22 protein-coding genes and 1 pseudogene are annotated in these 25611 nt (G+C 53.8%); 14 read left to right on the forward strand and 9 right to left on the reverse strand.

Features of this window, described 5'->3' with window-relative positions; all coding sequences use genetic code 11:
• Positions 1–22 precede the first annotated feature (22 nt).
• Genes EPIR_RS06615 through EPIR_RS06625 form a run of 3 tightly spaced genes read left to right on the forward strand, consistent with a single transcriptional unit; the run spans position 23 to position 4279 of the window.
• A complete protein-coding gene (locus EPIR_RS06615) occupies positions 23–1165 on the forward strand; it encodes an HlyD family secretion protein (RefSeq protein ID WP_023654553.1) in 1143 nt (380 codons plus the stop codon).
• A complete protein-coding gene (locus tag EPIR_RS06620) occupies positions 1162–2730 on the forward strand; it encodes a DHA2 family efflux MFS transporter permease subunit (protein ID WP_023654554.1) in 1569 nt (522 codons plus the stop codon). The genes EPIR_RS06615 and EPIR_RS06620 overlap by 4 nt, the downstream gene beginning before the upstream one ends.
• 1 nt (position 2731) lies before the next feature.
• The gene (locus tag EPIR_RS06625; protein WP_023654555.1) at positions 2732–4279 is read left to right on the forward strand and encodes an efflux transporter outer membrane subunit; all 1548 of its coding nucleotides are present in this window, start codon (positions 2732–2734) and stop codon (positions 4277–4279) included.
• Positions 4280–4358: 79 nt separating this feature from the next.
• On the opposite strand, the gene EPIR_RS06630 is transcribed toward EPIR_RS06625, so the two are convergent.
• Complete coding sequence (locus EPIR_RS06630) at positions 4359–5921, reverse strand: methyl-accepting chemotaxis protein (RefSeq protein WP_023654556.1); 1563 nt, start codon at positions 5919–5921, stop codon at positions 4359–4361.
• A 442-nt stretch (positions 5922–6363) separates the two neighbouring features.
• Between EPIR_RS06630 and EPIR_RS06635 the strand changes: the two genes are divergently transcribed.
• The 5 genes and pseudogenes from EPIR_RS06635 to EPIR_RS06650 all read left to right on the forward strand — a co-directional run bounded on the left by EPIR_RS06635 (position 6364) and on the right by EPIR_RS06650 (position 10509).
• A complete protein-coding gene (locus EPIR_RS06635) occupies positions 6364–7854 on the forward strand; it encodes a sugar porter family MFS transporter (protein WP_023654557.1) in 1491 nt (496 codons plus the stop codon).
• Between the two features lie 141 nt (positions 7855–7995).
• Positions 7996–9588: an ABC-F family ATPase gene (locus EPIR_RS06640; protein WP_023654558.1), complete on the forward strand. Its 1593-nt coding sequence runs from the start codon at positions 7996–7998 to the stop codon at positions 9586–9588.
• Positions 9589–9748: 160 nt separating this feature from the next.
• A pseudogene (locus EPIR_RS19040) lies at positions 9749–9838 on the forward strand (hypothetical protein); the annotation flags it as partial.
• Between the two features lie 117 nt (positions 9839–9955).
• On the forward strand, positions 9956–10192 hold the full coding sequence (locus EPIR_RS06645; protein WP_023654560.1) for a type II toxin-antitoxin system CcdA family antitoxin: 237 nt from the start codon (positions 9956–9958) through the stop codon (positions 10190–10192).
• Between the two features lie 2 nt (positions 10193–10194).
• Positions 10195–10509: a CcdB family protein gene (locus tag EPIR_RS06650; protein ID WP_023654561.1), complete on the forward strand. Its 315-nt coding sequence runs from the start codon at positions 10195–10197 to the stop codon at positions 10507–10509.
• Between the two features lie 409 nt (positions 10510–10918).
• On the opposite strand, the gene EPIR_RS06655 is transcribed toward EPIR_RS06650, so the two are convergent.
• From EPIR_RS06655 to moeA, 4 genes are all read right to left on the reverse strand, one after another.
• Positions 10919–11224, reverse strand: coding sequence for a hypothetical protein (locus EPIR_RS06655; RefSeq protein WP_157037504.1), 306 nt, complete (start codon positions 11222–11224; stop codon positions 10919–10921).
• Between the two features lie 156 nt (positions 11225–11380).
• Complete coding sequence (locus EPIR_RS18690) at positions 11381–11557, reverse strand: hypothetical protein (protein ID WP_157037505.1); 177 nt, start codon at positions 11555–11557, stop codon at positions 11381–11383.
• 53 nt (positions 11558–11610) lie between these two features.
• Positions 11611–12381: a molybdopterin-synthase adenylyltransferase MoeB gene (gene moeB / locus EPIR_RS06660; RefSeq protein ID WP_023654564.1), complete on the reverse strand. Its 771-nt coding sequence runs from the start codon at positions 12379–12381 to the stop codon at positions 11611–11613.
• 1 nt (position 12382) lies between these two features.
• Positions 12383–13618 (reverse strand): molybdopterin molybdotransferase MoeA, encoded by a 1236-nt coding sequence (moeA, locus tag EPIR_RS06665; RefSeq protein ID WP_023654565.1) that lies wholly within the window; start codon positions 13616–13618, stop codon positions 12383–12385.
• A 255-nt stretch (positions 13619–13873) separates the two neighbouring features.
• On the opposite strand from moeA, the gene EPIR_RS06670 reads away from it, so the two are divergent.
• Genes EPIR_RS06670 through gsiD form a run of 5 tightly spaced genes read left to right on the forward strand, consistent with a single transcriptional unit; the run spans position 13874 to position 20118 of the window.
• Complete coding sequence (locus tag EPIR_RS06670; protein WP_023654566.1) at positions 13874–14818, forward strand: isoaspartyl peptidase/L-asparaginase; 945 nt, start codon at positions 13874–13876, stop codon at positions 14816–14818.
• Entirely contained in the window at positions 14818–16671 is a 1854-nt protein-coding gene (locus EPIR_RS06675; protein WP_023654567.1) for a dipeptide ABC transporter ATP-binding protein, read from the forward strand. Before EPIR_RS06670 ends, EPIR_RS06675 begins: the two co-directional genes overlap by 1 nt.
• 33 nt (positions 16672–16704) lie before the next feature.
• Positions 16705–18243, forward strand: coding sequence for a glutathione ABC transporter substrate-binding protein GsiB (gene gsiB / locus EPIR_RS06680; protein ID WP_023654568.1), 1539 nt, complete (start codon positions 16705–16707; stop codon positions 18241–18243).
• A 39-nt stretch (positions 18244–18282) separates the two neighbouring features.
• The gene (gsiC, locus tag EPIR_RS06685) at positions 18283–19203 is read left to right on the forward strand and encodes a glutathione ABC transporter permease GsiC (protein WP_023654569.1); all 921 of its coding nucleotides are present in this window, start codon (positions 18283–18285) and stop codon (positions 19201–19203) included.
• Between the two features lie 9 nt (positions 19204–19212).
• The gene (gene gsiD, locus EPIR_RS06690; protein WP_023654570.1) at positions 19213–20118 is read left to right on the forward strand and encodes a glutathione ABC transporter permease GsiD; all 906 of its coding nucleotides are present in this window, start codon (positions 19213–19215) and stop codon (positions 20116–20118) included.
• Positions 20119–20211: 93 nt separating this feature from the next.
• Here the strand turns inward: gsiD and EPIR_RS06695 are convergent, their stop codons facing one another.
• Positions 20212–20862 (reverse strand): HAD family hydrolase, encoded by a 651-nt coding sequence (locus EPIR_RS06695; protein ID WP_023654571.1) that lies wholly within the window; start codon positions 20860–20862, stop codon positions 20212–20214.
• A gap of 274 nt (positions 20863–21136) precedes the next feature.
• Here EPIR_RS06695 and EPIR_RS06700 point away from each other — a divergent pair, with 274 nt between their 5' ends.
• Positions 21137–22345 carry a serine hydrolase gene (locus tag EPIR_RS06700; RefSeq protein WP_023654572.1) on the forward strand — a complete coding sequence of 403 codons (1209 nt, stop codon included), beginning with the start codon at positions 21137–21139 and terminating at the stop codon, positions 22343–22345.
• 87 nt (positions 22346–22432) lie between these two features.
• On the opposite strand, the gene EPIR_RS06705 is transcribed toward EPIR_RS06700, so the two are convergent.
• The 3 genes from EPIR_RS06705 to EPIR_RS06715 all read right to left on the reverse strand — a co-directional run bounded on the left by EPIR_RS06705 (position 22433) and on the right by EPIR_RS06715 (position 25609).
• Positions 22433–23716: an HAAAP family serine/threonine permease gene (locus EPIR_RS06705; RefSeq protein ID WP_023654573.1), complete on the reverse strand. Its 1284-nt coding sequence runs from the start codon at positions 23714–23716 to the stop codon at positions 22433–22435.
• Positions 23717–24261: 545 nt separating this feature from the next.
• Positions 24262–24867, reverse strand: coding sequence for an undecaprenyl-diphosphate phosphatase (ybjG, locus tag EPIR_RS06710; RefSeq protein ID WP_048697170.1), 606 nt, complete (start codon positions 24865–24867; stop codon positions 24262–24264).
• Positions 24830–25609: a phosphatase PAP2 family protein gene (locus EPIR_RS06715; protein ID WP_023654575.1), complete on the reverse strand. Its 780-nt coding sequence runs from the start codon at positions 25607–25609 to the stop codon at positions 24830–24832. Before EPIR_RS06715 ends, ybjG begins: the two co-directional genes overlap by 38 nt.
• Positions 25610–25611 lie beyond the last annotated feature (2 nt).

Genomic DNA, 25611 nt, shown 5'->3' on the forward strand with positions numbered 1-25611 from the left:
GCTTTGGTGACGCCCTGCATTGATGGATACTATGGCTAAGCAAACCCCCTCCGCACCCGATGATGAATCCCTGCCACAAACTGAATCACACCCGGCCGAAGATGGTCAGGACGATGAAAAAAGCCGTCCGCGCCCGGGCAAGAAACCGCTGATTATTCTGGGCATGGTGATTGTTGTCATGCTATTGATTGCGCTGGTTTTCTGGTTGATGAACCGCAATATTGAAACCACTGATGATGCTTTTACCGAGGCGGATGCGGTGACTATCGCGCCGAAAGCATCGGGTTATATCACGCAGTTAAAGGTGCGAGATAACCAGCGGGTGAATAAAGGGGATCTGCTGGTGGTGATTGATGTGCGCGACGCCAGCGCTCAGCGCGATCAGGCTAAAGCGCAACTCGGCGTTGCCGTGGCGCAGTTACATCAGGCACAGGCGCAGCTGGAGCTGGCGCGGGTACAGTATCCGGCACAGAAAGAGCAGGCGTTGGCGCAGCTGGCTCGGGCTGAAGCCAACTATCTTAACGCGCGTGAAGATGATAAACGTCAGCGCGGCGTCGATCCGCGGGCAACCTCGCAGCGTAATATCGATGCCGCCAGCGCCCAGCTACGCAGTGCTAAAGCAGAGCTGAAAAATGCGCAGGCTCAGGTTGCCGTCGCCTCGCAGGTGGCTTTACAGATCCGTCAGCAGGAGACCAGCGTCGAAGCGCGTCAGAGCCAGGTCGATCAGGCGCAGGCGCAGCTCAACACCGCCAGCCTTAACCTCTCTTACACCGAGGTGCGTGCGCCTTATGATGGCTTTATTACCAAACGCAATGTGCAGGTGGGCACGCTGGTGCAGGCGGGATCTTCTCTGTTTTCTCTGGTATCACCGGATATGTGGATCGTGGCGAACTTTAAAGAGTCCCAGCTTGCGCGCATGAAACCGGGTAGCAAAGTGGATATCAGCGTCGATGCCTGGCCCGATCTGAAGCTAAAAGGCCATGTGGACAGCGTGCAGATGGGCAGTGGTTCACGCTTTTCTGCCTTCCCGTCTGAAAATGCCACCGGGAACTACGTGAAAATCGTTCAGCGTGTGCCGGTGAAAATCGTGATTGATAGCGGGCTGGATGCCAACCGTCCTTTGCCGATTGGCCTGTCGGTTGAACCTAAGGTGACGCTGGAATGACTTCCGGCCAGAGCTGGAAGCCAGCCAGTAACCCGTGGCTGGTGGCGATGACGGTGACGCTGGCGGTGTTTATGGAGATCCTTGACACCACGATCGTCAACGTGGCTTTGCCACACGTCGCCGGGTCGCTATCGGCCAGTTACGACGAATCCACCTGGGTTCTGACCTCTTATCTGGTGGCTAACGGCATTGTTTTACCCATCTCGGCCTTTCTTAGTCGCCTGCTGGGTCGTAAACAGTTCTTTCTGATTTGCATCGTCATGTTTACCGTCTGTTCCTTCCTGTGTGGTATTGCCACGGAGCTGTGGCAGATCATTTTGTTCCGCGTGCTGCAGGGCTTTTTTGGCGGTGGTTTACAGCCGGTTCAGCAGTCGGTGCTGCTGGACTACTTTAAACCCGCCGATCGCGGTAAGGCATTTGGCCTGTCATCCATCGCGGTGATCGTCGCCCCCGTGCTTGGCCCGACTCTGGGTGGCTGGATCACCGATAACTACAGCTGGCGCTGGGTGTTCTTCATCAATATCCCGGTGGGGATCCTCAGCGTGCTGGCTATTTATCAATTGCTGGAAGATCCGCCGTGGGAGCGCAAATGGGCGAAGGGTAAACTCAGCGTTGACTATATTGGCATCGGGCTGATCACTCTCGGACTTGGCTGTCTACAGGTGATGATGGATCGCGGTGAAGATGCAGACTGGTTCCAGTCCAGTTTTATTGTCACTTTCGCCCTGTTAGCACTGACCGGCATTGTCGGCGCTATTTATTGGCTGATGTATGCCAAAAAGCCGGTGGTGGATCTGCATGTGTTGAAGGACCGTAACTTTGCGGTGGCCTGCCTGCTGATGGCGGGAATGGCGGCCATTCTCTACGGCAGTTCGGTGGTTATTCCGCAGCTGGCACAGCAGGATCTCGGTTACACCGCGACCTTGTCGGGTCTGGTGCTGTCGCCGGGAGCAGTACTGATTGTGCTCTCTATTCCACTGGTATTAAAACTCATGCCGCTGGTGCAAACGCGCCTGCTGATTGCCTTTGGTTTTATGCTGCTGGGCGTGTCGTTTATCTATTCCTCAACCCTGACGCCGAATATTGATTTCACCACTCTGGTGCTGATGCGTAGCTTCCAGACCATCGGTCTGGGTTTCCTGTTTGTGCCGCTGACCACCATTGCTTTTGTGACGATCCCGCAGCGGCTGAATGCCGATGCATCGGCGCTATTTACCATGTTCCGCAATGTCGCCGGGTCGATCGGTATTTCGCTATCCACCGCGATGATCACCGAGCGTTCACAGGTGCGCAGCGCGCAGCTGGCGGACAGCATGACCCCACTCAACGAACCCTTTAATTTGGCGCTGGAGCGTTGGACGCAGGGCGTCAGGGACTTTGTGCATACCGCTGGCGACCCGCTCACCGTTGCCACCGGGCAGCTGTATAAACAGATGATCGTACAGGCGCGTTTCCTTGCCTATATTGACGTTTTTATGGGCCTCAGCATTGTTGCCCTGATCCTTATTCCATTTTGTTTACTGCTGGCTCCGATTAAGAGCGAGGGCAGTGCGGGAGCACACTGACATGAACGTTCCTTTTTATTTTCGCCGCTCGGGAAACGGCGTGCTGATAGCGGCAGCGATGTCGCTTAGCGGCTGTGCGCTGGGGCCGGATTATCAGCCACCCAAGGCCAACACACCGGCTGCATTTAACAGCGTGCAGGCGCAAGGGGGAGCGAAACCGTTGACGTCAGCCACCCGCACCGACTGGTGGAAAGCGTTTAACGACCCGCAGTTGAATAGCCTGATAGAGCGGGCGGTACAGGGCAATCTGTCCCTGCAACAGGCGGTGCTGCGCATTGCCGGGGCGCGTCAGCAGCTAAATCAGGCTCGCGGGGCGTGGGCACCTGCGGTGAGCAGCAATGCGCGTTTTACGCGCCAGCAGCTGGGAGTCAAAGGTGAACTGGAATCGCAAGGGATCGACCATCAGCTCAATGGGGTAGACGGCGCTGACACGGTGCGTCCGGCGCTGGACAGCCTGGAGAAACCCATTGGCCTCTATCAGGGCAGTTTCGATGCTTCATGGGAACTGGATCTGTGGGGCAAGGTGCGCCGCCAGGTTGAGATGGCAGATGCCCGGCAGCAGCAGTCGGTAGAAGAGCGCAATGACGCGCTGGTATCGCTGGAAGCCGAAGTAGCCCGCGCTTATCTACAGCTGCGCGGCGCACAGGCCATAACCCAGACGATACAAACGCAAATTGATGTGGCACAGCAGACGCTGTTTCTGACGCAAAGCCAGCAGCAAAATGGGCTGGCGTCGCAGACTAACGTAGAAAATTCACGCGCGCAGCTAAATTCGCTGCGTGCGCAGCTGCCGCAGTACCAGGCGCAGATCCATCAGGCAATGAACGGGCTTGCGGTCTTAACCGGTCGGATGCCCGGCGCGCTGGATGCTGAACTGACGCCGCCTAAAACGCTACCGGTTTTACCCGCAGCTATACCGGTTGGCGTGCCTTCCGAACTGGCGCGCCGCCGTCCTGATGTACGCGCCGCTGAAGCCAGTCTGCATGCGGCCACGGCCAATATTGGCGTTTCGGTGGCGCAACTGTTCCCCAGCCTGTCGCTTAGCGGGCAGTTTGGCATGCGTAACAGCGACGCCAGCTATCTGGATAACTGGAGCAGCCATTTTTACAGCTTTGGGCCGTCGGTGACTTTGCCGATTTTCCAGGGAGGAAGACTGGTTTCCAGCGTAAAACTGGCGCGAGCGCAGCAGGCCAGCGCTGCGCTGCAATATCGCCAGACGGTACTGACGGCGCTACAGGACGTAGAAAATGCGTTAGTCAGCTACCGCAGCGATCTGCAACAGGTCACCGGGCTGGATGATAGCGTACAGGCGTTGCAAAACGCCTTTCATCTTGCCAGCGATAGCTATCGTCAGGGGCTGTCATCATTTATTGAACCCCTTGACGCGCAGCGCCAGCTGGCGCAGGCGCAGCAGCAGGCTGAGCAGGCGAGGGTGCAAAGTCGTCTTGACCTGGTGGCGCTGTATAAGGCGCTCGGCGGCGGGTGGGAGATCTGGCAGAACGTTAAGTTGCCAGACTACCCGGTATTTGGCGCGGCTGGGGAGCCGTGAGGAATTCGGGGTAAAGTACGCACGGCCATCAATCAGGCCGTGCGTGGCTTATCAGCCGGATGGCTGGAGAGCAAAAGGCTTAGCGCGCCTGCTCCAGATTGAACAATTTAACCGTATCGTGCAGATGTGAAACCTGCTCTTTTAACGAATTGCAGGATGAAGAAGATTGCTGGACCAGGCTGTAATTCAGTTGGGTCAGTTTATCCAGCTCATTAACGGCAATCCCTACCTGCGTAATCCCACTTTTCTGCTCTTGCGAGGCGACGGATATCTCATTGATGATATCTCTGAGGTTCTTCGCTGAGTCAACAATATCGGTGATGTTGTTTGTTGCCGTTACGGCCAGCGCTGAACTCTTGTCAACGCGTCCCGACGACTCTTTGATCAGACTTTCCACATCTTTTGCCGCATCGGAACAGCGTTGGGCCAGGTTTCTTACCTCTCCAGCCACTACGGCAAATCCTCTGCCGCTTTCGCCCGCGCGTGCGGCTTCAACTGCCGCATTCAGGGCTAATATATTCGTCTGGAAGGCAATGCTTTTTATCAGATTTGTCACATCGGAAATTTTGTTCGAACTCTCTTCTATATCGGCGATGGTATCGCGCACATCATTCACCACCTTGCCGCCACCTTCTGCCGTTTCTGCGGCAAGTGAAGCCACGCTGGCCGCCTGGTTGGCATTCTCCGAGTTTCTGGCAACGGTTTGCGTGATCTGCTCCATACTGGCCGCAGTCTCCTCCAGCGAAGCCGCCTGTTGTTCAGTACGCGAAGATAAGTCGTTATTGCCATCCACCAGCAGGTTAATTTCAGCAAGGATCACTTCTGAACCGGCACGCACGCTTTTCACCGTGGCATACAGCGACTGCTGCATTTCCATTAATCCAATGGCTAGTAAGTTCATTTCGGTTTTAGAAGAGGAGTTTGTCTCAATCTTACCGCTAAGATCGCCCGATTTTATTGAATCAATAAACAGCAGCGCTTTATTTAAAGGGGTAATCAACGTCGTGCGCAGCGCGCTCCAGCAAATAAACACCATTAATATCATTACCAGTCCGAGGCAGGAAAGAATGACGATCATGGAATCAAATACGCGCTGATTTTCAGCGTAGGTTTTGCTGGAAATATCATTAGCAGCCGAACGCCAGGCGTCATATGACTGAAGCATTTGTTCAAAAGAAGGCGCAAGATTATAAGATAATATCTGCTTTAAATCCTTACCTTTAGCGATTGTGACAATTTGCTGTAATTGCAGATGAAAATCATCAAATGATTTATCGAGATCTGTCGAAAGCTGACTGTCCAGTCCTTCAACGTCTCCCGCTTTTTTAAACTCTGTATACCATTGCTGAGTTTTTTGCAGTTCCTCCTCTGCTGCATTAATCATGGCGATGGCCTTTTCGCTGTCCGGGCCACCATCCTGCAACCAGATTACCGTTCTGTTCATATTGCTACGCACAGCATTCATGGCAAACCAGGTGTTAGTCAGTAGTGCGACTTTTTTATTGGACTCGGTAATGGTCGACAAGCTGTTTTTGTTGCTGTTGCTGGTGTAAAGATAAAATCCTCCGGTGATACATTGCAGCAGGACAAAAACAATAATAATGCTTGATACCAGGGTCGAGGTTCTGACTTTTTTTAGCATGGGATTTCCAGTGGTGGGGAGGAGCTATGTTAATTAGTTATCGTCAACATCTGCGCAAAACTTTAGCCAGACCTAAACGATAAATTTCCCACACTATCCACCACATTTTGCGAAGTGTGCAGCCCGCCGGAGTCCTCTTGCTCCACGGCACGCGACGACAATTTTTTGTATTTTTTATTTCATTTTTATTGTAAATAGAAAAAAAAGACAGTGATAGCAAGCATATTTATCCAGAATAAACCTTAAATAGACGATATTGCTGCCATGATCACAGTTTGTGGGAAAAAATGAGATCTATGACGCAGAAATTTAATTTCATTATCAACAAAAACGAATTAAATGGTTTAAATTAAAACTGGCATGTGACCATTGTTGATGCCAACGGATGCGTATCTGGTCCATTTCCTTACTCACCAGGTTGATAAGAGGTCAAGGTAGCACCATGACTAGAGAACAATATATTACCCTTAACCGGGCATCAGGGCCGAACAGCAGCACTAAAACGGAACCCTTCGTGAAGGTGATCGCGGCTGTTGCCACGCTCGGCGGCCTGCTGTTTGGTTATGATACTGGCGTTATTTCCGGCGCACTGCTGTTTATGGGCGATGAACTTCATCTGACGCCTTTCACCACGGGGCTGGTCACCAGTTCACTGCTCTTTGGTGCCGCCTTTGGCGCACTGCTCTCCGGGGCCTTCGCTAATGCGGCCGGACGTAAGAAAATCATTATTATCCTGGCGATGATTTTTGCTGTTGGAGCCGCCGGTACGGCTCTGGCACCTAACGTCGGGTGGATGATTTTCTTCCGTCTGATCCTCGGCGTCGCGGTCGGTGGCGCTTCGGCGACGGTGCCGGTGTATATCGCCGAAATTGCTCCGGCTAACAAACGCGGCCAGTTGGTGACTTTGCAGGAACTGATGATCGTCAGCGGTCAGCTGCTGGCCTATATCTCTAATGCCGGATTCAATGCGGCATGGGGTGGCAGCGAAACCTGGCGCTGGATGCTGGCTTTAGCCACTGTCCCGGCGGTGCTGCTGTGGTTCGGCATGATGTTTATGCCGGATACCCCGCGCTGGTACGCGATGCACGGCAGGCTGGCGGAAGCCCGACGGGTGCTCGAACGCACCCGTGCACGGGAAGACGTTGACTGGGAAATGGAAGAGATTGAGGAGACGCTGGCAGAAGAAGAGGATCGCGGAAAAGTTGGCCTGCGCGATCTGGCAAAGCCGTGGCTGCTGAAGCTGTTCTTTATAGGTATCGGTATCGCGGTGATCCAGCAAACCTCCGGCGTGAACACCATTATGTACTATGCGCCGACCATGCTGAAGGCCGTGGGTATGAGCACCAACGCGGCGCTGTTTGCCACCATTGCCAACGGCGCGGCATCCGTACTGATGGCGTGCGTGGGCATCTGGTTATTGGGCAAAATCGGGCGGCGCACCATGACGCTGATTGGCCAGTTTGGCTGTACCTTTAGCCTGCTGTTTATTGCTGCGGTCAGCTTCTTTATGCCGGAAACCGTGAATGGCCAGGTGGATGCACTGCGCGGCTATCTGGTGCTGCTCGGAATGCTGATGTTCCTCAGCTTCCAGCAGGGCTTCCTGTCACCAGCCACCTGGCTGCTGCTGTCGGAGATTTTTCCGACCCGTCTGCGTGGGGTGTTTATGGGGAGTGCGATCTTCGCGATGTGGATTGCCAACTTCCTGATTTCACTGGCATTCCCGATGCTGTTAGCCAGCGTAGGTCTGTCTGGTGCATTCCTGAGCTTTGCGCTGATAGGTATCCTGTCGGGTATTTTTGTTATCAGGTGCGTACCGGAAACGCGCAACCGCAGCCTGGAGCAAATCGAACATTATCTGCATGACTGGCTAAGTAACGATGACGATGAACGGCAGTCTCTGGCGGCAGTAAAACGCCAGGCAGCCGGCCATTAAACCTTTCAGCCGGGGATCCCCCCGGCTGTACTGATTTTGCCTGCCGCTTTTCCTCTGCCAGAGTGCTGTATGCCCCGCGCCTTTTTTTTGGCATAATGCGCGCTGATTTACCCACTCATCTCGCAAACGAAAGGCTATCCTGTGCTAGTTTCCAGCAATGTCACCATGCAGTTTGGCAGTAAGCCGCTGTTCGAAAATATCTCTGTCAAATTTGGCGGCGGCAACCGCTATGGTCTGATCGGTGCCAACGGCAGCGGCAAGTCCACCTTTATGAAAATTCTCGGCGGCGACCTGGTGCCTTCTGCAGGCAATGTAGCCCTTGATCCCAACGAGCGTATCGGTAAGCTGCGTCAGGATCAGTTCGCCTTTGAACAATTTTCCGTGCTGGACACGGTGATCATGGGCCACGGCGAGCTGTGGGCGGTGAAGGAAGAGCGCGATCGTATTTATGCCTTGCCGGAAATGAGCGAAGAAGACGGTTACAAAGTCGCCGATCTCGAAGTGAAATATGGCGAAATGGATGGTTACACCGCCGAAGCGCGCGCCGGTGAACTGCTGCTGGGCGTGGGCATTCCGCTGGAGCAGCATTATGGTCCAATGAGCGAAGTTGCTCCCGGCTGGAAGCTGCGTGTACTTCTGGCGCAGGCGCTGTTCTCTAATCCGGATATTCTGCTGCTGGATGAACCGACGAACAACCTGGACATCGATACCATCCGTTGGCTGGAGCAGGTGCTGAACGAACGTAACAGCACCATGATTATTATCTCGCATGACCGTCACTTCCTGAATATGGTGTGCACCCATATGGCCGATCTCGATTACGGCGAACTGCGCGTTTACTCCGGTAACTACGACGAATATATGACGGCGGCCACCCAGGCACGCGATCGCCTGCTGTCGGATAATGCCAAGAAAAAGGCGCAGATTAACGAACTGCAATCTTTCGTCAGTCGCTTTAGCGCCAACGCCTCAAAATCCCGTCAGGCGACTTCACGCGCTAAGCAGATCGATAAGATTAAACTGGATGAAGTGAAAGCATCCAGCCGTCAGAACCCGTTTATTCGTTTCGAGCAGGATAAGAAACTGTTCCGTAATGCCCTTGAGTTGGAAGCCGTCACCAAAGGCTTCGACAACGGTCCGCTGTTCAGCAAGGTTAATATGCTGCTGGAAGTGGGCGATAAGCTGGCGATCCTCGGCCCGAACGGCATCGGTAAAACCACGCTGCTGAAAACCCTGGTCGGTGACCTGTTACCGGACAGTGGTGCGGTGAAATGGTCTGAGAACGCGCGTATTGGCTACTATGCTCAGGATCACGCTCACGACTTTAGCGACGATCTCAGCGTGTTCGACTGGATGAGCCAGTGGAAGCAGGAAGGCGACGATGAGCAGGCGGTACGCGGTATTCTCGGACGTCTGCTGTTTACCCAGGATGACATCAAAAAGCCGGCTAAGGTGCTGTCCGGTGGTGAGAAGGGCCGTATGCTGTTTGGTAAGCTGATGATGCAGAAACCGAACGTGCTGATTATGGATGAACCGACCAACCACCTTGATATGGAATCGATCGAAGCGCTGAATATGGCGCTGGAGATGTATGAAGGCACGCTGATCTTCGTTTCTCACGACCGTGAATTTGTCAGCTCACTGGCGACCCGCGTTATTGAAATGACGCCGGGCAAAATGAATGACTTTACCGGTAACTACGAAGACTATCTGCGTAGCCAGGGTATCGCCTAATCCCTGAAAGCAGTATCAGGCTGGCTGCAAGCGCAGTCAGCCTGTGTGTAGTAAAAATTCGTAAGCCATAGAAATATATATGTCACCGCTTTATTCTGAGCTCGCTATTTCTACCGTACTGATGTTCAAACACGTTTTCACCTCACGCTACGCGTCGCGCGATGCACAGGTTGGTGAGGCGATGGCCATGATCCGTGCCTTAAACAAAATGACGCATGCAGGGATGCCAGAAAGTGCGCGGATTGGCTGAGGAAGTCAGTGACGGGAGCCGCTTTATCTAAATCCGATTTAATCAACAAGGCCTTTTTGATGTTATGCTACGTCTAATTAGCCGTGTTTATTACACGACACTTGACGCGAGGTATTTATGGCAACAACACGACGAGCAACGCAAAGCGTTACTATGACCGTAGAACGAGCCTTACTCAGCCGTGCGCGTGAGGCTGGAATTAATCTCAGTGCCACCCTGACCGCAGCCCTTGACGCTGAACTCCGCCAGTATGAAGCGAAAAAATGGCAGGAGCAAAACAACGAAGCGCTGGAAGCGCTTAATCGTTTTCACGACGAACACGGTTGTTTCAGCGATGAGTACAGGACATTTTAAAAATGCAGTTCACTGTATACAATAATATCGGGAAGAGCGCCGTCTATCCCCTGCTGCTTGATGTAACCAGCGATATTATCGGCCAGTTGAACCGCAGGATTGTGATCCCGCTGCTGCCTGTTGAAAAGTACCCAGCCAGCACTCGCCCGGAACGGCTGATTCCGCTTGTCAGACTGACCGACGATAAAGAATATGCAGTTATGACGCATGAAATGGCGAGTATTCCCGCCCGTTCTTTGGGGGCTGTGTTCTGCGATGCTTCCCTTTATCGTACCGAAGTCAAAGCTGCAATTGATTTTCTTCTTGATGGTATTTAATGATGTATTCTCAACGTGATTTTTAAGAAAGAATCTCTCTGACACCAAATTTTCTGCGTATGATGTTGCTTTCAATCTATGCTTATTTGCTGGTCGTTTTCCTTGCTTCCGGTGCCGCCGATAAGTGGATAGGCATTGGCCTTTGTGTTCTGTTTGGTGTGCTTTCATACAAAATTACTGATACTAAAAAAGCACAGTACAGTGAATCTTGAGGTACCCGGTGAAACTGATAAACCATGAAGAGCGGCATAGTGAGTGGATGCAGGATGATGAATATCGCGCTGCATGGTATGAAGAAGAATACTGAACACCCTCCCAGCCTCTGCTTTAACCGCTTCACCATGCCTTTGACTGGAATCTCGCTTTTTTTTGCCAATGATAGATAGGCCACTTGTTATATTTATGCCAACTATTTAATAATTTTGAAGAAAGAGTCATACTTTCCTGATTTATGAGATATTTTATTTAAGGCATCCTGCCACTTTATCAGTTCAAGCATAAATTCATTTGTATCTTCATCAAAAATGGCTTTGGCCTCTTCGTAGGTATAATCAGAAAAATCGTCAGTATGCTTTAATTCGTGGGCTTCCAAAGTATAGTAAAAGTAGCTGATGTTTTCATTATAACCATCAATCCAGTCATCTGAAATGAAATAGTCCATTAACCCTTCATTAAATTCATCTTTTAAATTCCAGCCATATCGATGAAGCTTCACAAGTGATTCATTGAGCGTATTGCAGTTTTTGGCGATAGTTAGCATAGATATATGAAAATAAGTCATTTTTTTATTGTTTACTCTCCTTGCCAAGAAAGCATTTCTTGAATTGGCTATTTTTATTAGAGATATAAGATGTGATTTAGTCTTGTTAATTTAAAATAAAGCTTCCTCAACTTGTTTTTTGATAAATTCCTGAGCAATCTTGCTACCATCTTCAATGTTTTTTCTATTGATCCAATCCGGCGCTGCTTTATAGGCCATATAGGCTACAGCTAAGGTACCGAAACTACTAAGAGAACTAATCCAGTCGCTAACAGAACCCCACTCCATATAACTCTTCCTGCATTAAGATAATTTCACATGTTGAAGTACTTATGACTGCATCAACCACCCCGCCGATCGCCATCCCCACACACCTCACAGCCTGCATCCTTCGCCACTTTTATTGAGCGGAACTGCAATGTCATGGCATCGTACAGCAGCAGTTTCCCGGCTACCGGGCTGCCGTAGTGGGTCAGGGCGCGAATGGCCTCCATCGCCTGTAATGAACCGATAACCCCGACCAGCGGTGCCATCACCCCGGCTTCCACACAGCTCAGCGTTGCAGCGCCGAACAGGCGGCTGATACAGCGGTAACAGGGTTCATCGCGGCCCCAGCTGAATACGCTGATTTGCCCCTCCATACGAATCGCCGCCCCGGAGACCAGCGGGGTTTTGCTGGCAAAACAGAGTCGGTTCAGCTGTTCGCGCGTCTCGAGGTTATCGCAGCAGTCGATCACCAGCTGATGCTGGGCAATAAGCTGCGCCAGCGCGTCATCATCAAGGCGGGCGTTAACCGCCTCGATGGCGATTAGTGAGTTGATGGCGGAGAGGCGTGCTCGTGCCGAGTCGACCTTTGCCATCCCCAGCTGCGCCTCGCCGTGCAACACCTGGCGTTGCAGATTGGAAAGCGTCACCTCGTCGAAATCGAGCAGCGTCAGCTGGCCGACTCCGGCGGCGGCCAGATACTGGCTGGCGGCGCAGCCCAGTCCGCCAAGCCCGACCACCAGCACGCGTGCGGCTTTTAGCTGCTCCTGGCCGTCAAGATCAAAACTGCGCAGCACGACTTGACGGTTATAGCGCAGCATCTCCTCATCGCTTAGCTCAGGTAACATATCAGCCCTCCAGCAGCGCGTTAAATGGCTCAACGTCGACCCATTCACCTGCTGCCACATTGCCGCGCTCGCGCTCCAGCACGATAAAACAGTTAGCCGGATGGAATGAACTGAATATGTGCGACCCCTGGTTGCCGGTGGTTTTCACCTCCAGATCGCCGTTAGCATCGCGTTGTAAAATACCGCGCTGGAAGTCGAGGCGGCCCGGCGTTTTTTTCAGAAAGCTGGCGCTGCGGATACGCTGACGCGGGGGTAATGACGGGCCATGTTGTCCGGTTAGCCTGGCCAACAGCGGTTGCACCAGCTGGTAAAAGGTCAGTACGGCCGAGACCGGGTTACCCGGCAGGCCGCAGAACCAGCTGTGCGGCAGGCGGCCGAAGGCAAACGGTTTGCCCGGTTTGATTGCCAGCTTCCAGAAGCCAATTTCGCCCAGCTCCTCCAGCATCTCTTTGGTGTAATCGGCTGCGCCGACCGATACACCACCACTGCTGATAACCACGTCGGCGCTGGCATCAGCCTCTTTAAATGCCACACGCAGCGCCGCCGGATCGTCACGGATAATGCCAAGATCAATCACTTCACAGCCGAGTTTATCCAGCATCAGCCGTACCGCGAAGCGGTTAGTGTCATAGATCTGCCCGGCCGCCAGCGGCTGACCAACCGCCTGCAACTCGTCTCCGGTAGAAAAAATCGCGACGCGCAGTTTGCGCAATACTTTCACTTGGGGAATGCCGAGCGAGGCCAGCAGCGGCAGTTCCGCCGCGCCGAGTTTGACCCCGGCAGCCAGCACCTCAGCGCCTTCGGAGATATCTTCCCCCGCCCGACGAATATTTTGCCCGGCGCTGACATGAGCGGTTATGCTCACCATGCCATCCTTCGCAGCGGTCTGCTCCTGCATAACGACCGCCTCGCATCCTGAAGGGAGCGGTGCGCCGGTCATAATGCGAATGCAGCTGCCCACGGGCCATTCGCCGTTATACGGGCTACCGGCAAAGGCCTTTCCGGCGACCGATAGCGCTTCTCGCGCGTTGAGGTCCGCCATGCGCAGGGCATAACCGTCCATCGCCGAATTATCGAAAGGCGGTACATTCAGCGGGGAAATCACCGGACTGGCAGTAATACGCCCCGCAGCCTGTGCCAGGCTAACGGTTTCGCTGTCTGCAAGCGGGGTAATTCGCGCCAGTAGGGTAGTCAAGGCATCGTCCAGGGAGATTAACCCCGTCGTAAATGCGTCCATCGGTTGTTTCTCCAGCATACGAAGGAATAGGCTTGCTTCATTATGGCGTGAATCGGGTACAGGGTCACGTTTGCCTGTACCAACAGACACTCATCGCTGCGCTGCCTAACTTATAACTATTGGTTATAACTGAGGGGCAAACATTCCGCTTTACATATCTATACGGCCTACCTATAGTCAAAAAGGTTATTTTCTCGATAAATATATTCTAACTCAGTGTTTTTCATGCTGATTTGTCACAGGGTAAATTGAATAATGGCCAAAGCGACGATTGCCATTCATGGTGGTGCCGGAGCCATTGCGCGCGCCAGCATGGATGCCCGCAATGAGCAGCGCTATCGTCAGGCGTTATCACTCATTATCACCGACGCGCAGACCAGGTTGTCGGCAGGGCATAGCGCGTTGGATGTGGTTACCGAAGCGGTTCGACAGCTGGAAGAGTGCCTGCTTTTTAATGCCGGGCGCGGCGCGGTATTTACCCACCAGGGACGACATGAACTGGATGCCTGCGTGATGGAGGGCAAAACGCGTGCGGCCGGGGCGGTGGCTGGCGTCACCCGGGTGCGTAATCCGGTGCTGGCCGCGCGTGCCGTACTGGAAAACAGCCCGCATGTGCTGTTTATTGGCGAGGGTGCGGAATCGTTTGCGGCAGCACAAGGACTCGAGATGGTTGAAAACCGCTTTTTTTCCACGCCACAACGCCGCGCACAGCTGGAACGTGCCATTGCCGACAACCAAATCCTGCTTGACCACGACGGTGGCCCCCTCGACCCGGATCGTAAATTTGGCACCGTGGGAGCTGTTGCCTGTGACAGTGCCGGACGACTGGCGGCAGCCACCTCAACGGGCAGCATAACCAATAAGCAGGCCGGGCGCGTAGGCGATTCGCCGCTGCCCGGTGCGGGCTGTTATGCCAGCTCCGGGGTTGCCGTCTCCTGTACCGGCAGTGGAGAAGTCTTTATGCGCCTGCTTGCGGCCTATGATGTCGCCGCGCTGATGGAGTATGGCGGGCTGTCGTTAGCCCAGGCGGCGCAAAAGGTTATTATGGAAAAAATTCCCGACCTGGGCGGAAGTGGGGGACTTATCGCCGTCGATGCGGCGGGCAATCTGGCACTGCCGTTCAACAGCGAGGGCATGTACCGCGCATATGGCGTGGCGGGCGAAAAGCCCGTAGTGGCTATTTATCGGGAGGATACCTGATGAGCGCATTTTCTCAGCATGACAGGGTACTCTCGGTGCGCGACCTTAGCGTCAGCTTTGCGCGTGAAGACCAGCAGCGAATCCAGGTGGTGAAAAATCTGTCGCTGGATGTGCATGCCGGTGAGACGCTGGCGATTGTGGGTGAGTCCGGCTCCGGCAAGTCAGTGACCTCTCTGGCATTGATGCGGCTGGTAGAGCAGGGGGGCGGCAACATCGACAGCGGCACAATATGGCTGCGCCGCCAGCAGAAGCCTGCGGTAGATCTGGCTACCCTGACGCAGTCGGAGCTGCGCAGGATCCGGGGCGCAGATATGGCGATGATTTTCCAGGAACCGATGACCTCGCTAAACCCGGTATTTTCGGTTGGCGAACAAATTGCCGAGTCAATTCGTCTGCATCAGGGGAAAAGCCATGCCCAGGCACTGACCGAGGCGCGGCGTATGCTCGACCTGGTGCGCATTCCTGAAGCCAAAAATGTGCTGGCGCGCTATCCGCATCAGCTTTCCGGCGGCATGCGTCAGCGGGTGATGATTGCGATGGCGCTCTCCTGCCGCCCGTCGCTGCTGATTGCCGATGAACCGACCACCGCGCTGGATGTCACCATTCAGGCACAAATCCTGCAACTGATCCGCGTGCTGCAAAAAGAGATGCAGATGGCGGTGATTTTTATCACCCATGATATGGGGGTGGTGGCAGAGATGGCGGATCGGGTACAGGTGATGTATCGCGGCGACGTGGTAGAAAGCGGCAGCGTGCAGGCGATTTTCAGCCACCCGCAACGGCCGTATACGCGTTCGCTGCTCGCCGCAGTGCCTAAACTGGGGGCAATGAGTGGGCGCGATCTGCCCGCGAAATTTCCGCTGGCTGGTGAGGCTGGCGAGCCGGTGGCAGAAGCACCGCAGGATACGGTCAATCACCATGACGCCCCGATCCTACAGGTGCGTGACCTGATCACCCGCTTCGATATTCGCGGCGGTATTTTCAACCGGGTGCAGCGGCGGGTACATGCCGTTGAAAAGGTGAGCTTCGATTTGCGTGCCGGTGAAACGCTGGCACTGGTCGGGGAGTCCGGCTGCGGCAAATCCACCACCGGGCGCTCTTTGTTACGTCTGGTGGCGAGCCAGGGCGGCAGCATCATGTTTAACGGCCAGCGTATTGACCGCCTGCATGGCTCCGCTCTGGCGCATCTGCGCCGCGATATCCAGTTTATCTTCCAGGATCCGTATGCCTCCCTCGATCCTCGCCAGACCGTGGGCTATTCGATAATGGAGCCGCTTCTGGTTCACGGCATTGCGCGCGGCCGGGAGGCTGAGCAGCGGGTGGCCAGCCTGCTGGAGCGCGTCGGGTTGCTGGCGGAGCATGCCCGGCGCTATCCGCATGAGTTCTCCGGCGGGCAGCGCCAGCGTATCTGTATTGCGCGCGCGCTGGCGCTCAACCCCAAAGTGGTGATTGCCGATGAAGCGGTTTCAGCGCTGGACGTTTCGGTTCAGGCGCAGATCGTTAATCTGATGCTAGACCTCCAGCGGGAGTTCAGTATTGCGTTTCTGTTTATCTCCCACGATATGGCGGTGGTAGAGCGTATCAGCCACCGGGTCGCGGTGATGTATCTTGGGCAGATTGTGGAGATCGGGCCTCGCCAGGCGGTGTTTGAGCATCCGCAACACCCTTACACCCGCAAGCTGATGGCATCGGTGCCGGTGGCCGACCCGACTCGCCGTCGACGTGAACGTGCTCTGTTAGTTGATGAAATACCCAGTCCGATCCGCGCCCTGGGCGATGAACCGGACGTGGCTCCGTTGGTTGAGGTGGGTAGCGGGCACTTTGTGGCGCGCCACACCATCAGCCGGACCTGATTGCTGCATAACAAAAACAAGGGATAAGCTAAGATGATCAATAAACATACACGTAAGTTGTTGTTAACGGCTGGCCTGTTGGGTAGCTGTGCCGCACTCCCCGCCTGGGCGGCGAAAGATGTCACTATTGCGGTCGCCTCTAATTTTACCACTCTCGATCCTTACGATGCCAATGACACCTTGTCGCAGGCGGTCTCCAAGTCCTTCTATCAGGGGCTGTTCGGTTTTGATAAAGAGATGAAACTGGAAAATGTGCTGGCAGACAGCTATCAGGCCAGTCCGGACGGATTAAGCTACGTCATCAAGCTCAAGAAAGGGATTAAGTTCCAGGACGGAACGGATTTTAATGCCGCAGCGGTTAAAGCGAATCTCGATCGCGCCAGTAACCCGGAAAACCATCTCAAGCGTTATAACCTGTTTAAAACCATCGCCAGCACGGAAGTGGTTGATGCCAGTACGGTGAAAGTCACGCTGAAACAGCCGTTCTCGGCGTTTATTAATAACCTTGCCAGCCCGGCTGCGGCAATGATTTCACCCGAGGCGCTTAAAAAATACGGTAAGGACATCGGCTTCCATCCTGTCGGTACCGGTCCGTACCAGTTTGTCGCCTGGAATCAGACCGATTTTGTCAAAGTGGCGAAATTCAGCGGTTACTGGAAACCGGGTTACCCTAAACTGGACAGCATTACCTGGCGTCCGGTGGTGGATAACAATACCCGTTCCGCGATGCTGCAAACCGGCGAGGCCAACTTTGCTTTCCCGATCCCGTTTGAGCAGGCTAAGCTGCTGGAGAAAAACAGTAAGCTGAACCTGGTGGCTTCTCCGTCGATTATGCAGCGCTATATCAGCTTTAACGTCACGCAGAAACCGTTTGATGACCCCAAGGTGCGCGCCGCGATTGGCTACGCCATCAACCGTGAGGCGCTGGCGAAGGTCGCGTTCGCCGGATATGCCACGCCGGCCACCGGCATTGTGCCGCCGTCAATCCAGTATGCACAGCAGTATCCGGCACCGGAATACAACCCGGCGAAAGCGCGTGAATTGCTGAAGGAAGCGGGCTATCCAAATGGCTTCACCACCACGCTGTGGTCTTCACATAATCACAGTACGGCGCAGAAAGTGTTGCAGTTTACCCAGCAGCAGCTGGCCCAGGTAGGGATTAAGGTTGTGGTGACGGCAATGGATGCCGGTCAGCGCGCGGCCCAGGTCGAAGATAAAGGCCAGAAAGAGAGCGGCGTACGCATGTTCTATACCGGCTGGTCGGCATCAACCGGCGAGGCTAACTGGGCGTTGACGCCGCTGTTTGCCACCCAGTCCTGGCCACCAACCATCTTTAATACCGCTTTTTACAGCAATCCTCAGGTCGATAAAGATTTGAGCGATGCGCTGAATACCACCGACGGCGAGAAAAAAGCCGCGCTGTATAAAGATGCACAGGATCGTATCTGGCACGATCGGCCTTGGGCACCGCTGGTGGTTGAAAAGCTGATTTCGGCCAACACCCGTAATTTGAGCGGTTTCTACGTGATGCCGGATACGTCGTTCAACTTTGACGATGCCGATCTGAAGTAACGGTTTAGCGCGCCTCCTCCGGGGGGCGCAGGGTACAACATGCTTAATTATTTTCTGAAAAGACTGCTGGGCCTGATCCCCACGCTGCTGATTGTCGCCGTGCTGGTGTTTCTTTTTGTGCATCTGCTGCCGGGCGATCCGGCGCGGCTGATTGCCGGACGCGAAGCTGATGCCGAAGTGGTGGCAATGGTGCGCCAGCAATTAGGTCTCGATTTGCCGCTGCCGCAGCAGTTTTGGCACTATATCACCCATGCGTTACAGGGAGATTTAGGCGTTTCAATGGTGTCTAAACGGCCAGTTTCTGAGGAGATCGCTCAACGTTTCTTGCCCACGCTGGGCCTGACGTTGAGCAGTATGCTGTGGTCGGTGATCTTCGGCATGGTCATTGGGGTGGTTTCCGCCGTATGGCGCAACCGCTGGCCCGATCGTCTGGGGATGACGCTGGCGGTATCGGGCATTTCGTTCCCGGCTTTTGCGCTGGGTATTTTGCTGATGCAGGTATTTTCCGTTCAGCTTGGCTGGCTGCCCACCGTGGGGGCTGATAGCTGGCAACATTATATCTTACCTTCCCTCACGCTTGGAGCGGCGGTAGCGGCGGTGATGGCACGTTTTACCCGCGCCTCATTTGTTGAGGTTATCCAGGAAGACTATATGCGTACCGCACGGGCAAAAGGGGTGCGCGAATCGGTGGTGATGGTCAAACACGGTCTGCGTAATGCGATGATCCCGGTCGTGACCATGATGGGCCTACAGTTTGGTTTTCTGCTTGGCGGCTCTATCGTGGTTGAAGTGGTATTTAACTGGCCGGGGCTGGGGCGGCTGCTGATAGATTCGGTAGAAATGCGTGATTATCCGGTGATCCAGGCCGAGGTGCTGCTGTTTTCGCTGGAATTTATTCTGATCAATCTGCTGGTCGATATGCTTTATGCGGCAATCAATCCAGCCATTCGCTACCAGTAAGGATGTACCATGATTAACTGGCGACGTAATGCCTTACTCTCCTCGCTGCCTGAAGTTTCCCCCGATCGGGTTCGCACCCCGTGGCGTGAGTTCTGCCGCCGTTTTCGTCAACAGCATGTGGCGATGGTGGCTGCGGTCTTTGTATCACTGCTGATTCTGATTGCCCTGTTTGCCCCGTTACTGGCACCGTTCGATGCAGAAAACTATTTTGACTACGATCGGCTAAACGAGGGGCCTTCATTGCTGCACTGGTTTGGCGTCGATGCGCTGGGGCGCGATATCTTCAGTCGCGTGCTGCTGGGTAGCCGTCTCTCTCTGGTCGCCGGCTTCTTTTCGGTCGCCGTCGGGGCGGTGATGGGCAGCGTGCTTGGACTGCTGGCCGGCTATTATGAAGGCTGGTGGGACCGGGTGATTATGCGTATTTGTGACGTGCTGTTTGCCTTTCCCGGCATTCTGCTGGCAATCGCGGTGGTGGCGGTGATGGGTAGCGGCATGTCGAACGTGATTCTGGCGGTGGCCATTTTCAGCATTCCAGCCTTTGCCCGTCTGGTGCGCGGCAACACACTGGTGCTGAAACATCAGACATTTATCGAGTCGGCGCGCAGTATCGGCGCATCTGATTTCACCATCATCACGCGTCATATTCTGCCCGGCACACTTTCGTCAATTGTCGTCTATTTTACCATGCGCATCGGTACTTCGATTATTTCTGCTGCCAGTCTGTCATTCCTCGGACTGGGGGCGCAGCCACCAACCCCGGAGTGGGGCGCGATGCTGAATGAAGCGCAGGCGGATATGGTGCTGGCACCCCATGTGGCTATTTTCCCCAGTCTGGCGATTTTTCTTACCGTGCTGGCCTTCAATCTGTTGGGGGACGGTTTGCGCGATGCGCTGGACCCGAAACTGAAAGTTTGAAGCAAATTACGCCGTGGCAAAGCGCCAGACCGCAGGGGCAAACATCAACCGGTAGCGACATTAAACGGGCTGACATTGCTGTCGGCCCGAATATCATTTTACCCAGTGACAAACATCCCAGCCGCGCTGTTGTGCCAGCAGATCCAGTTTCGCCTGCGGATTAATGACGTAAGCCCGATCGGCATGCTCCAGCATGGGCAGATCGTTTATTGAATCACTGTAGGCCCAGGTTTGCTCAAAAGGCTTCTGCCAGGCCAACCAGTCTTTCAGCCTGGTGACCTTACCCTGCTGGTATGTCATAGTGCCATAGGTCTGACCGCTGTAGCGGTCGTCAAGGATTTCTACACCGATAGCCAGCGCTCCGTGCGCGCCCAGCTGTTGAGCAATGGGCGATACCAGATGCTCGCCGCTGGCGGAGATGATCATCACTGTATCACCTCGCTGTTGATGCCAGTGCAGGCGTTCGCGGGCGGCAGGGTACACACGCGGCAGAATGTCGCGCTGGATAAAACGACGTACCCAACCTTGAACGGTTAACATGCCCTTGCCGACCAACGGAGAGAGGGTGATTTGCATATACTCTTCCATTGAGAGTGAACCCCGGTAATATTGCTCCATCAATAGCCGCTCCTGCTCCAGCAGCGCGGCGGGAGCAAAACCTTGCGACACCAACCAGCGCAGCCACAAACCCGTGCTGTCTTCACTAATCAGCGTTTCATCAAGATCGAACAGCGCTAAATCCATCGTGGTGACTCCTCTGGCTGTTTTTTTTCAGGTTAGCTTATTTATGTGACATCTTACCCATTCGGTGAAAAATCAGAATTAAGCTATTTAAGATGCTAACTCATTGGCGGCAAAGGGCCTGGCCGTCGTACAGAGTCGATTATATTGAACAAACATCAGAAAACTTTACTCTTGCATGGTTCTTTTTAAGGCAGTATCGCCTTAGTGTAGAAAGGCTAATCACCTGACATCGCGTCAATTATCTTGGTCTTTCAGAGGGATACCTGGCAATACCATGAAGAAAAAAACGCTCTTCCTTACCGGTGTACATACTCAGGTCTGCACCGTTTCACTGTTACTGCTCACTTTCTCCAGCGCATGGGCGCAGCAGCCTCCTGTTGCGCCGCAGGTTGATGCTAAAGCCTGGTTTCTGATGGACTACCACAGCGGCAAGGTGCTGGCGGAGTCCAACGCCGATATGCGCCTTGATCCGGCCAGTCTGACGAAAATGATGTCCAGCTATGTCGTTGGCCAGGCGCTGAAAGCGGGCAAGATCGGTAAGGATGATCTGGTCACCGTAGGTACAGATGCCTGGGGGGCCGGAAATCCCGTATTAAAAGGGTCATCATTGATGTTCCTGAAACCAGGGGATCGTATTGCCCTGTCCGATCTTAACAAAGGCATTGTTATTCAGTCGGGTAACGATGCCAGTATTGCACTGGCCGACTATGTCGCCGGCAGTCAGGATGCCTTTGTTAGCCTGATGAACAATTATGTGCAGATGCTGGGATTAAAAAACACCCATTTTAAGACCGTGCACGGGCTTGATGCCGACGGGCAGTTCAGCACCGCGCGGGATATGGCGCTGATTGGTCAGGCGCTAATCCGTGATGTGCCTGATGAGTACGCATTGCATAAAGAAAAAGAGTTTACCTTCAATCAGATCCGTCAATATAACCGTAACCGCCTGCTGTGGAGCAGTAACCTCCAGGTGGACGGTATAAAAACCGGTCATACTTCCGGTGCTGGAAACAACCTTGTCGCTTCGGCGGTCGATGGCGATCGGCGTATGATTTCCGTGGTGCTGGGGGCGGCAACCGATGCGGTTCGATTCCGCGAAAGCGAGAAGCTGCTGACCTGGGGGCTAAGCAATTTTGAAACCGTGACGCCAATTAAAGCCGGTAAGGCTTTTGTCACGCAGCGCGTCTGGTATGGCGATCGCAAAGAGGTCAATCTCGGCGTTGCTCAGGACGCCGCAATCACACTGCCTAATGGGCAGCTAAAGGGCCTGAAAGCCAGCTTTACCCTAAGCCAGCCGCCATTGACCGCTCCGCTGGCGAAAAATCAGGTGGTTGGAACGATTGATTTCCAGCTGGATGGTCAGTCCATCGAACAGCGCCCGCTGGTGGCGCTGGAAGCGGTGGAGGAAGGTGGATTCTTTAGCCGTATCTGGGATTTCGTGATGATGAAGATAAACGGCTGGTTCGGTAAGTGGTTTTCCTGACGACCCGTTGCACGGTGGCAGACGGGGCGAATGCCCCGTCGTGTGGTGTACGGTGATAAACACGATTATCACCGCCGCGTATTGATATCAGAACAGATTCCAGGCCACCGCAGAAATCGCCACCAGCCCAATCATCACCACAAATACATTACTGAGCTTACCGCTGTATTTGCGCATAGCCGGGACTTTATTGATCGCGTACATCGGCATCAGGAACAGCAGTACGGCGATAATCGGCCCACCCAGACTTTCGATCAGGCCGAGAATGCTCGGGTCCAGCGTTGCCACAATCCAGGTCGTCACCAGCATAAACAGGGCGGTAAAACGATTCAGTTTGTGATCGGCAATGGTTTTTCCACGGCTACGCAGCATTTTGGTTACCGTGCCGTTAAATCCTTCACGCGCGCCGAGATAGTGTCCGAGGAAAGATTTGGTAATGGCTACGATGGCGATAATAGGAGCCAGCCACGCCATCAGCGGCGTATTAAAGTGGTTCGCCAGGTAAGACAGAATGGAAATGTTCTGTGATTTGGCTTCCGCCAGATTTTCAGGCGTCAGGCTTAACACGCAGCTGAAGACGAAGAACATGACCGTGGCAACCATCATGATATGACTGCGCGCCAGAATGCGAGAGCACTTAGGTTCCGCCTGGTCGCCGTACTCTTCACGCTTGGCTACGGCGAATGCGGAAATTATTGGCGAGTGGTTGAAGGAGAACACCATCACCGGGATGGCCAGCCACAGAGTCATCATCAGCCCTTTACCGCTGCCTTCCAGGCTGACATTGTCAAAAATCGCGCTACTCCAGTGTGGGATCAGATACAGCGCCAACAGCATCAGCACCAGCACAAACGGATAGACCAGTACGCTCATGGTCTTGACGATGATATCTTTGCCGAAGCGTACAATGGTCATCAGGCCAACGATCAGGATCAGCGACAGCAGCGCACGCGGTGGGGGCTGCATCTGTAGCTGATGGGTCATAAAGCTTTCGACGGTATTGGTGATAGCAACGCTGTAAACCAGCAGGATGGGATAGATAGCAAAGAAGTAGAGCAGGGTAATGAGCTTACCAGCGCCGACGCCAAAGTGCTCTTCGACCACCTCGGTAATATCCTCGCCGGGTTTACGCCCGGAAAGCACAAAGCGGCACAGACCACGGTGAGCAAAAAAGGTCATGGGGAATGCCAGCAGCGCCATAATCACCAGCGGGATCAGCCCACCGATACCGGCATTGATTGGCAGAAACAACACGCCTGCACCGATGGCAGTACCGTACAGGCCCAGCATCCACATGGTATCCGTTTTACGCCATATGCTGTCATCCTGCGTTGATTCGGGGGTGAGTACCGCCGTTTGGGATGTATCCATAAATTCTCCAGTGTTAAAGCATGATAAATTAACGCAATCCCAGGCTACCCGTTACAGCAAAATTAATGCCCTGATGACGGGTTTAATTAATCTCTGTGATTTGAGGCGCACACTCTACCACCGGAGAAAATAGAAGAAAGCACTCAATGATTAATAGCCGGTGATCGCAATCACACTTCCAGCACCTTTTTAGTATTGCCATCTAAATAGCATCACTTTTTTGGCTATTTATTTCAATTGATTATTATCAGATAGATGATTGCGCTGATTATTTATTTTTCTGCGAGGTTAAAAAGTTTTCTGGTAAATGCATTAATTATCGTTATGTGAGAAGTGATTGATATAAATCAATTTATAACAGCAGCAACTGCCTCTATTGCCGGGAATTTAATCATTTGCGCAAATAGAAAAATAAATAACCTCTTAAACAGGGGGATTTGCGCAATAAAGCAGGTTGGGGGAATTAATTTCAGGAGATGATAAGGAAGTTCCGAGTAAGCTGGTAGCTGATTTCAGGGCCTGAACATTCAGACCCCGTCATCTGATTAACCCTGCACCCAGCCTTTATTAATAGGAAAAGCAAACAGGATACGATACAAGGATGAAAGCCGCTGAAGAAGACGCGTTCCATAAAGCGGCCAGACGACCTGTACAAACAGACATGAGAGCAGCCCCACAAGCACAGCGCCCAGCATATCCAGCGGCCAGTGTACGCCCAAATACACGCGAGACCAGGCTATCAGTACGCCAGCCAGCATCAGCACTGCGCCCGACCAGACACGATGCCAGCTGATAAACGCAATCGCGAAGGTGAAGATCACCGTACCATGATCGCTGGGATAAGAACCGTCCGGCGCGTGGGCTAACAATTGATGACCCATACCAACAGCAAAAGGGCGCGAATGCGGGAACAGCTGTGCCAGGCACCATGCAATTGACAGCGCGTAGAGCAGCGCAACGCCAGTTTTCGCCACCACTACGCGCTGCGAGGTTAACTGGCTGCGCGGCCCCCACAGCCACAGGCCAATAATCAGTAACGGCACGATAGCGATGAGGTCGCGTGCGAAAAAGGTCGCCAGCCCAATGAGCCAGCCGGGAGACTCTGCACCGGCGTTAATGCTGAGAAACAGCGACCGGTTTAGCGCTTCCATCATAATAATTTCCTCTTTTTCTTTTAAGCAGGTGCGTTACGCTCCCGAAAGTGACACATTGCGTCAACCATACCCACCATGCCGCCCACAAATTGTGGGAAAGAAAGTGCGCGCCGCGCATCACCTGGCCAAAACCCATTACCAGACCGAACGCGATCGCTATCCACCAGCAAAAGAGAGCAAAACGCGGGCGACGCGGATAGAACAAAAAAAACAGCGCCATGGCGCTAAAGCCGCTGGAAGCGTGCCCGCCCGGGAAGCAATGCCCCGGCCCGCTCTGAGCAGGGACATGGCCGAACAGCGGATAAGAGACGGCTTGGCCGCCAAATTGTACCAGGTCCCACGGACAGGAGTGCGCGCTGCTGGCCTTCAATATGCCGACTACCAGCGGGCCGGTCCCCATCATCAGGGCTACCAGTACCCACCGAGGCTGGCGGCGCAGCAGACCGGCCAGCAGCAGCAGGACGCCGCCGCCAATCAGCACTTCTTTTAGCAGCCGGTGATTAATCACATCCAGCCAGCGGTTATCCTTCCACGGAAACTGATGGATGACCGGATCGAACCACAGTCTGGTCAGCGCCATATCCCAACTCTCGTCCCGCGACAGCCAGATAAAAAACAGGGCGGTAAGTACCAGTAACACGAACTGTTTAAGATAAAAGCGTGCGGGCAGTGGGTAAAGAGGATCGCGCTGAATGTCACGGGCCGTTTGGCTTCTGTTTAGAATGGCTAATGGTTTCATGT

Source organism: Erwinia piriflorinigrans CFBP 5888, from assembly GCF_001050515.1.
Classification (GTDB): domain Bacteria; phylum Pseudomonadota; class Gammaproteobacteria; order Enterobacterales; family Enterobacteriaceae; genus Erwinia; species Erwinia piriflorinigrans.